Annotated in this window: 6 protein-coding genes; 2 read left to right on the forward strand and 4 right to left on the reverse strand. The window is 68.9% G+C overall.

The window, feature by feature from the left end:
* Window positions 1-188: 188 nt before the first annotated feature.
* The 4 genes from TU30_RS32455 to TU30_RS32470 all read right to left on the reverse strand — a co-directional run bounded on the left by TU30_RS32455 (window position 189) and on the right by TU30_RS32470 (window position 5,067).
* A complete protein-coding gene (locus tag TU30_RS32455; protein WP_042176980.1) occupies window positions 189-572 on the reverse strand; it encodes a hypothetical protein in 384 nt (127 codons plus the stop codon).
* Window positions 573-628: 56 nt separating this feature from the next.
* Window positions 629-1,237 (reverse strand): hypothetical protein, encoded by a 609-nt coding sequence (locus tag TU30_RS32460; protein WP_107068645.1) that lies wholly within the window; start codon window positions 1,235-1,237, stop codon window positions 629-631.
* 324 nt (window positions 1,238-1,561) lie between these two features.
* Window positions 1,562-4,219, reverse strand: coding sequence for a DEAD/DEAH box helicase (locus TU30_RS32465; RefSeq protein WP_078878775.1), 2,658 nt, complete (start codon window positions 4,217-4,219; stop codon window positions 1,562-1,564).
* Complete coding sequence (locus tag TU30_RS32470) at window positions 4,216-5,067, reverse strand: hypothetical protein (RefSeq protein WP_234308075.1); 852 nt, start codon at window positions 5,065-5,067, stop codon at window positions 4,216-4,218. The genes TU30_RS32465 and TU30_RS32470 overlap by 4 nt, the downstream gene beginning before the upstream one ends.
* Before the next feature lie 149 nt (window positions 5,068-5,216).
* Between TU30_RS32470 and TU30_RS32475 the strand changes: the two genes are divergently transcribed.
* Both TU30_RS32475 and TU30_RS32480 read left to right on the forward strand, forming a co-directional pair.
* Complete coding sequence (locus TU30_RS32475) at window positions 5,217-5,705, forward strand: hypothetical protein (protein WP_234308076.1); 489 nt, start codon at window positions 5,217-5,219, stop codon at window positions 5,703-5,705.
* A 587-nt stretch (window positions 5,706-6,292) separates the two neighbouring features.
* A partial coding sequence (locus TU30_RS32480) for a transposase (protein ID WP_370626748.1) occupies window positions 6,293-6,756 on the forward strand: 464 nt, incomplete at its 3' end.

Here is a 6,756-nt window from a genome sequence, read left to right on the forward strand (position 1 = left end):
CGCCCGTTCCTCGGGTGTGAGGGCTGAGGGCTGGACCTGTGGTTTTCTGGGCTTTCGCTCCGGTGGGGGCCGCAGCCGACGGTAGTGGGTGGCCCGGGAGCGGCCGGTCAGCCGGCAGGCCGCCGTGATACCGAGCTCGCCCTCGACGCCGGTGAACGCGTCGTCGGCCACCGGTTCGGCGGCAGCGATCAGTCCGCGCTCTCGGAGATCATTTCCAAGAGCGCGGAAGCTTTTCCCATGACTTCCAGCGCGGCCTTGTTCCGGGCCAGTTCCTTCTCCAGCCGCTCCACCTGGCGGCGCAGCTTCTCGTTCTCCGCCTCGGCGGCGGACTTCTTCGGCCTCGCCGGACTGGTGCGCTTGTCGACCAGCTTCTCCAGGGCCCCGGCATCCCGCGCGGCCCGCCATTCCTTGACGTGCGAGTGGTACAGGCGCTCGCGGCGCAGGATCGCGCCCTTCTCGTTCTTGGGCGCGGAGTCGTACTCGGCCACGATCCGCAGCTTGTACTCGGGACTGAAGGTCCGGCGCTTCGGCCGGGCAGCCGGATCGGGTCCGGCGGGGTTGGTGCTGGTCATGAGGGGGTGGTTCTCCTGTCGTGCCCTCTCAGGCTAACCCGACGAAGCGGGACGTCTCACCCAAGGCTGACAGAGAGGGACCTTGCCCGCGCCTGATCAGTGATTGGGGTGATGTATGACCCGATGGGCGTGTCGGCGTAGTCCCGCAACAGATACTGGCGTTTCTTCAGCTGTGTCCCTCCCAGCCCGTCAACCAACGCCACCACCCGCTTGGTCCGCTCCACGTACCAGGCCAGCGCCGGGGCCTCTACGACGATGTTCACGGCAAGCGTGCGGCCCGCCTGCAACAGGTAGTAGCGGTGCTCGACCACCTTCCGCTCCCGCAAGACCTGCGTCTTTTTCAGCAAGCCCCGTTCGACCAGTACCGCGAGGGCGTCGTCGAGCTCCTCGAAGGCACCAAAGCGGTGCCGCAGCATCGGAAACCGACGCAGGTCCGGCTCCTGGGAGGAGAGGATGTCCTCGGCCAGATCGAGCAGCGCCGGCTCATCCGGAGCCTTCTCGTACTCCGTCATCAGCTCATAAGCCAGATAGTCGGGGTAGCGCACCCAGAAATCGAGCTTCTGCAGCCGCACCTGCGCGCGGACCACACCCACGCACTCGGCCGGCACCTCACCGTCCACGCCGGGTCGCGGTTCATGAGCCGCCGCATTGATCAGCAAGAGCATGCGCACCGCGTCCTGCCACCGGCTCGCCCGCCGGATTCGCAATCCGCTCGTCATTCATCCCCCCAAGGCCCGTTGCCCCCTGCCACCCCGGCGGCCCGCACATGCGAAGCACGCACCCTCAGGGCCCTCTAAGCAAGGGCTGGCTACGACCTTCCCTCGTCTCGTCACCTTCTGCACACGCAGAGTAAGACGCCGCACGATCTTTCGTCGACAGTTCGGACAGCGCGGATCATCCTCACCGAGGCAGCCCTCGCGGAGTGCCTTGTCTGTGGGCCACGGCGTGCTGGTCGGCGCGGGCACCAGATGCGCCATGATGCCCGCGAATCATGCCCAGTCCATGCCGAGCTTCCGCAGCGCGTCCAGCTGCTCCTGGGCAAGCCGGCCCCTCCTCGATTTCGTGTTCGAAATCCATACGCCCAGCTTGACGACCACCGGCTCCGCCTCGCCGTCGACGGTGATCTCCTCGGCGTGCCCGCGGGGCACCAGCCGGTCCGCGCCCTCCCGCTCCACCCACTGCGCGAGGGCCGCCAGGCCGCGCTGGAACGCCTGCTGCGCCTTGCTCGGCCCCTTCGTCGCACAGCCGGCCGCCGGGGCGGGAGAAGGCTTCTCCAGCGGCTTGATGCCCAGCGTGGACAGCCGGTCCTGCTGTTCGGCCTGGAGCCGCGCCCACGTGGCCGGCTGCTTCTGCTGCTGGAGCCACTTGCCGATGTCGTCGCCGTCCATCAGCACGCCGGGTTGGATGTCGGGCAGGCTGCCATCGGCGTCGACCAGGTCCGCGAGGACGCGGTAGTGCCGCTGCCAGTCCAGCGGCCACGGGCAGTTCCAGTCCTCATCGATCGCGGCCAGCTGCTTCGCGCGCACGGCGGCCCGCTCCGCGTCCTTGCCCAGACCGCCCTTCCTGCGCAGGTTGGCCATGTGCTGGCCGATGGGCACCATCTCCTTGCCCTCGCCCCACACCGCGTCCTGCCTGGGCGCGAGGTGCCCCGTGGCCCGCCGGTAGGACCGTAGCGCGGCGAGTTTGTTCTCCCAGGCTTCCTCGCCCGGTTCCCAGACCATCCCGGCCTCTGGCGCGTCCAGGAGGACCTTGCGCCGCTCCTCCAGCTCCCCGGCCCGCAGTGCCTTTCGCTGCTGGTGGACCCATCGGCCAAGCGGAAACGCCTTGGTCGCTCCGACTTCGACCTCGACGTCGTAGGGAACGGCATAGAGGCCGGTGATCTGGTTCTCTTTCCGCCAGTGAAGCAGGGCCTGGTAGCCCTGCAGCCAGATCAGGGACTCGGGCCGGTAGACCCGGGTGCGCAGGAACGCCGCGATGGTCGCCGTGTCACGCGGGCTGGAGAAGTGCAGCAGAGCCGCTTCGGAGGCGGCCTGCGTGTCGTCCTCCTGGTCCTGGCCGTCGCCCTCGCCGCTGGCCCCGACGATCCGTCCCTCTTCGTCACGCCGGACGTGAACCTTGCGCTTGCCGCTCGTGAGGGCGCGGGAGGCGAGCTGCTCGACGAGTCGTTCATCATGCGAGCGCAGGCCTTGGAGGACCGCGACAAGGGGGCGGAACGAGGCGCTGGCGACCATGTCCTGTGGGTCCTCACCTGGCTCAAGGAAGACCGGCACGATGATCCGCGCGACCTTGGTGGAGCCGTCCTTGTTGAGCCTCAGCGCCCGGCCGATGTTCTGCACGATCTCCACCTGCGAGCCGCGGGTGTCCGCGAAGCAGACGGCCTCCACACCCCGCTCGCCGGTGATGTCCACGCCTTCCCCGAGCACCCGTACCGAGGCGAGGAACGCCCGGTGCACGCGCCGGTTGTTCGCGTCGATGCCGTTGGCGAACTGACGCAGGGCCTCGCGCCGCTCGGAGACGAGGTGGTCGCCGCACAGCCACGCCGACCACACCCGGTCCGGCGGGACATGGCGGCCGGCCTCCAGCTCGTAGAAGGCCGCGTCGATCGACGACGCGGGCAGCTCCTCCGCCCTCGCCAGGTCCTCGTCCGAGGCGTCGTTCATGTACAGCTCGGCCGCCGTCTCGGGCAGCTTCTCCGCGAACGCGGCCGCTTCCTCGACCTTCTGGTGGAACGTCATGACCGTGCGCAGGTTGTACGCGGCGGCGTGCTCCAGGAGCGCGGTCTGCAGCAGGGCCAGGCGCCGGCCACGCCGCGCCTCCTCCGTCTCACCGATCACGGGGGAGGGGTCGCGGATCTCCAAGACGTCGATCTCGAACCCGGCGAGGATCTCCCGCTCGATCGCCTCCGACAGGCTCAGCTCGGCCAGCCACGCGCCGTACGTGCCGTTCGGGTCGTCGGCCATGGTCGCGATCTCCGCCTCCTGGCCGTCCGCGCCCCTGCGCGGCTGGGGCGCCGCCAGGATGCGCGGGGTCGCGGTCAGGTAGAGCCGGAAGTCAGCGGGGATACGGCTGTTGTCGTGGATCGCCGCCCACGGTCGACCAAGATCACCGGCGGTTCCGTGGGCCTCATCCACGATGGCGAGGTCGAAGCCCGCCATGCGCTGGCCGTACAGGCGCTCTCCGCCTGCCAGCGCGGCCTCCAGCGGACCGCGAACCTTCCGCTGGCCCTCGGATGCGTCGATGTCCTCACGGTCCACCAGAGAGGCGTACGTGGCGAACACGACCACCGGCCCGGATCCGGCCCACAGGGCGAGTTGGATCGGGTTCGTGGTGGTCCGCACCCCCAGCGAGTCCAGCACCGCGTCGTTCTCCAGCGAGCACACCGCCACCATCGGCGCGGTATGGCCCACCAGACGCCAGGCCTGGGCTGTCTGCACCAGCAGGTCCAAGGTCGGGACGGTGACGAGGATCCGGCCGTCGGGGAAGGAGTCTCGTGCTGCCCAGGCGGCGGTGATGGTCTTGCCCGATCCGGTCGCCGAGACGAGGGTGCCGCGGGCGCCCTGGGTGGGAACGGGGGCGCGTTCGGGGCGACCGGCCCAGGCACGGATCGCGGCGACCGCGGTGACCTGGTGCTCGCGGAGGTGGATCATCCGAGCCGCTCCTCTGCGTGCGGGGCCGGTGAGGCTTTCGTGGTGGCGGGGGCCGGCCGGGCCGTGGCGGCCTTGCGGCGTCGGTGCTCGCGTTGGGCTTGGGCACGGGCGCATTCGCGGGTGCAGTACTTGATGCCGCTGGTGCGGTTCTGGCCGTACTCGGCGCGGCCGCGTTGGCGGACGAAGTCCCGCCCGCAGGTCTCGTTCGCGCAGGTGCGGATGGTGGCGTCCTCGGCGAGGTGGTTGTACAGCTGGAGGAACGCGACGGAGAGGATGGACGGCTGCCGGTCGGTGAGACTGCCCAGGCCGACGCTGAAGGCTGCGAGGTTGTAGCGCAGGGCCGACCGGAGCATGGCTAGCCGCAGGCCTAGGGTGGCGGAGCGGAGCTCGTCGAGGGTTTTGGGGTATCTACTGTCGTCGTGGTTGTTCCCGGCTGCGGTATCGGCCAGGTGCTGTTCGGTGACTTCCGTCTCGACGAGTTCGTCCAGGCCCCTGGGGCGACGGCATGCCAGCCACGTGGCGATGGCGGACTGGGCCTCACTGATGTGGAGGCGCACGAGGTCGCCGTGGAGCGACCAGGGGCCATAGCGGGGATGTTCACGTTCCTCGAGCTCTTGCAGGCGGCTGTGTTCCTCGTAGTCCCAGCTGCCAGCATCGATGCTGCCGCCCAGGCGCCCGTACTGGTTCATCCAGCCGGCCACGGTGGCCAGGTCTGCCGGGTCCACCTCCATCAGCTCGCGCAGGTAGAAGTCGTCCGGCAACGACGCCTTTTCGACGACCCGGTCAAAGCCCTGGGCGGCCCACACGATCCAGTCGCCTTCGGCCCGGACCCCGTGCATGGGTGTCATCTCCGGCAGGGGAACCGGTGTTCCTGGCCAGAGCGTGGGACGAAAACGTGGGTCTGCGTATGCCGCCATGAGGGGCATCATAACGGTGAGCACGTAGTACGAAGAAGAGAACGTTCGTATCATCTAGGGGTGAAGGTGTGGGAGGGGACGTGGTGGTGACGCAGTGGCAGGAGCGCAAGGCGGTCGGGGACGCCCATGAGCAGCGCGTCGCGGCGGCGCTCGCGGCGCAGGGGTGGACGGTCGAACGCTGCGGGCAGGGCATCTATCCGCCCGCGATCCGGCAGGCCCTGGCCTGCACCACCTCGGCGCTGCGCTGGTTCCCTGACCTGATCGCCGCCCGCGCCGGCGAGGTCGTCACGATCGACGCGAAGGACTGCATGCCCAGCAGCTCCTCCGGCCGGTACGCCGTTGCCGACGAAGCTGTCCACGCCGGCCTGCAATTCATCGCCGCCAATCGGCCGACCCCGCTGTACTACGTGTTCGGGGACCTGCGCGTTCTGACCCCGGTCGAGGTCCTCCACTACACCGGCCACGCCGAGCGCCGGCACGACGGCGCCTACCGCCTGGTCAGCACCCGCCAGGCGCACTCCTTCGACGCCGTCTTCGGCCGCCGTCTGCCGTTGCGCGCGGCGGGCTAACCGCCTATAGAGCCGCCCGCGCAACGCCAGCAGACCCGCGTCGCAGTCACCCCAGGCGAGGTAGAAGCCCCCATCCCAGGTATCGGATTCCCGCGGGCGCCGTTCGAGGCCTGGCACTCCCCGCAGGGGCCGGTGATGCGGCGGGGGGCGTCAGGCGACCGGACGCCTGGGGTGCGATGTGCCGGTTTCGTGTCAGTGAGAGCGTGTCAGTCACGGTTGAGCGGGAGAGTCGTTGTTCTTGCTAGTCGTTCGGCTCGTGGCTGGCGCTTATCACTGACACGGCGGTGGTTCTTCGCGACATCGCGGCTGTCCTGGGTCGGTACACCTCCAGGTGGCTCACTGTCACGAAGACGGCACATCGCAATCAGGTCTTCGGCAGTGCCACTGCTCAAACAGCCTGAGTGGCGGCGGGACGCGGAACCGCGAACGGGGCTGAATCAGTCTTAGCTTGTTCTTTAACCTCGGTCCTCGAACGTCGAGTAGGACACCGTCACTCACCTGGGGATTCGCCAGACAGGCGGACGGCCCTCGCATGATCCTGCGTTCCGCCAAGGAATCAGACTCATACGAAGGCCGCAGGGGTGAGTGTGCTGCACGACGATGCCCGGTGGGACGCGTTCGACTTCACGTCACACTTCCGGGAGGACTTCTACGCGTGCCTGACCCGGCGCGGTGACACCCTGTTCGAGCTCACGGACGCGATGCTGTGCGAGAACGGGCCGGTGACCTCGCCGGTCGATCTGACGCTGGTGGCCGAGCACAGGCGGGGGCACGGCGCGTTGTACGACGCGCTGAACTGCGGCCGGATCGAGGAGAGCCGGCTACGTCGGGCGCTGGCGGTGCTGCCGCAGCCCAAGGCCGCCGACAACCGCCTGGTCCTGGCTGTCGATGTGAGCAACTGGCTGCGCTCGGATGCCCCGACCAGCGCGGACCGTCTGTTCTGTCATGTCTACGGCCGGAACGGACGCGCTTCGGATCAGTTCGTGCCGGGCTGGCCGTACTCCTTCGTCGCCGCGCTGGAGACCGGGCGCACCTCGTGGTGCCAGCTGCT

It is taken from the genome of Streptomyces sp. NBRC 110035 (genome assembly GCF_000829695.1).
Taxonomy (GTDB): domain Bacteria; phylum Actinomycetota; class Actinomycetes; order Streptomycetales; family Streptomycetaceae; genus Streptomyces.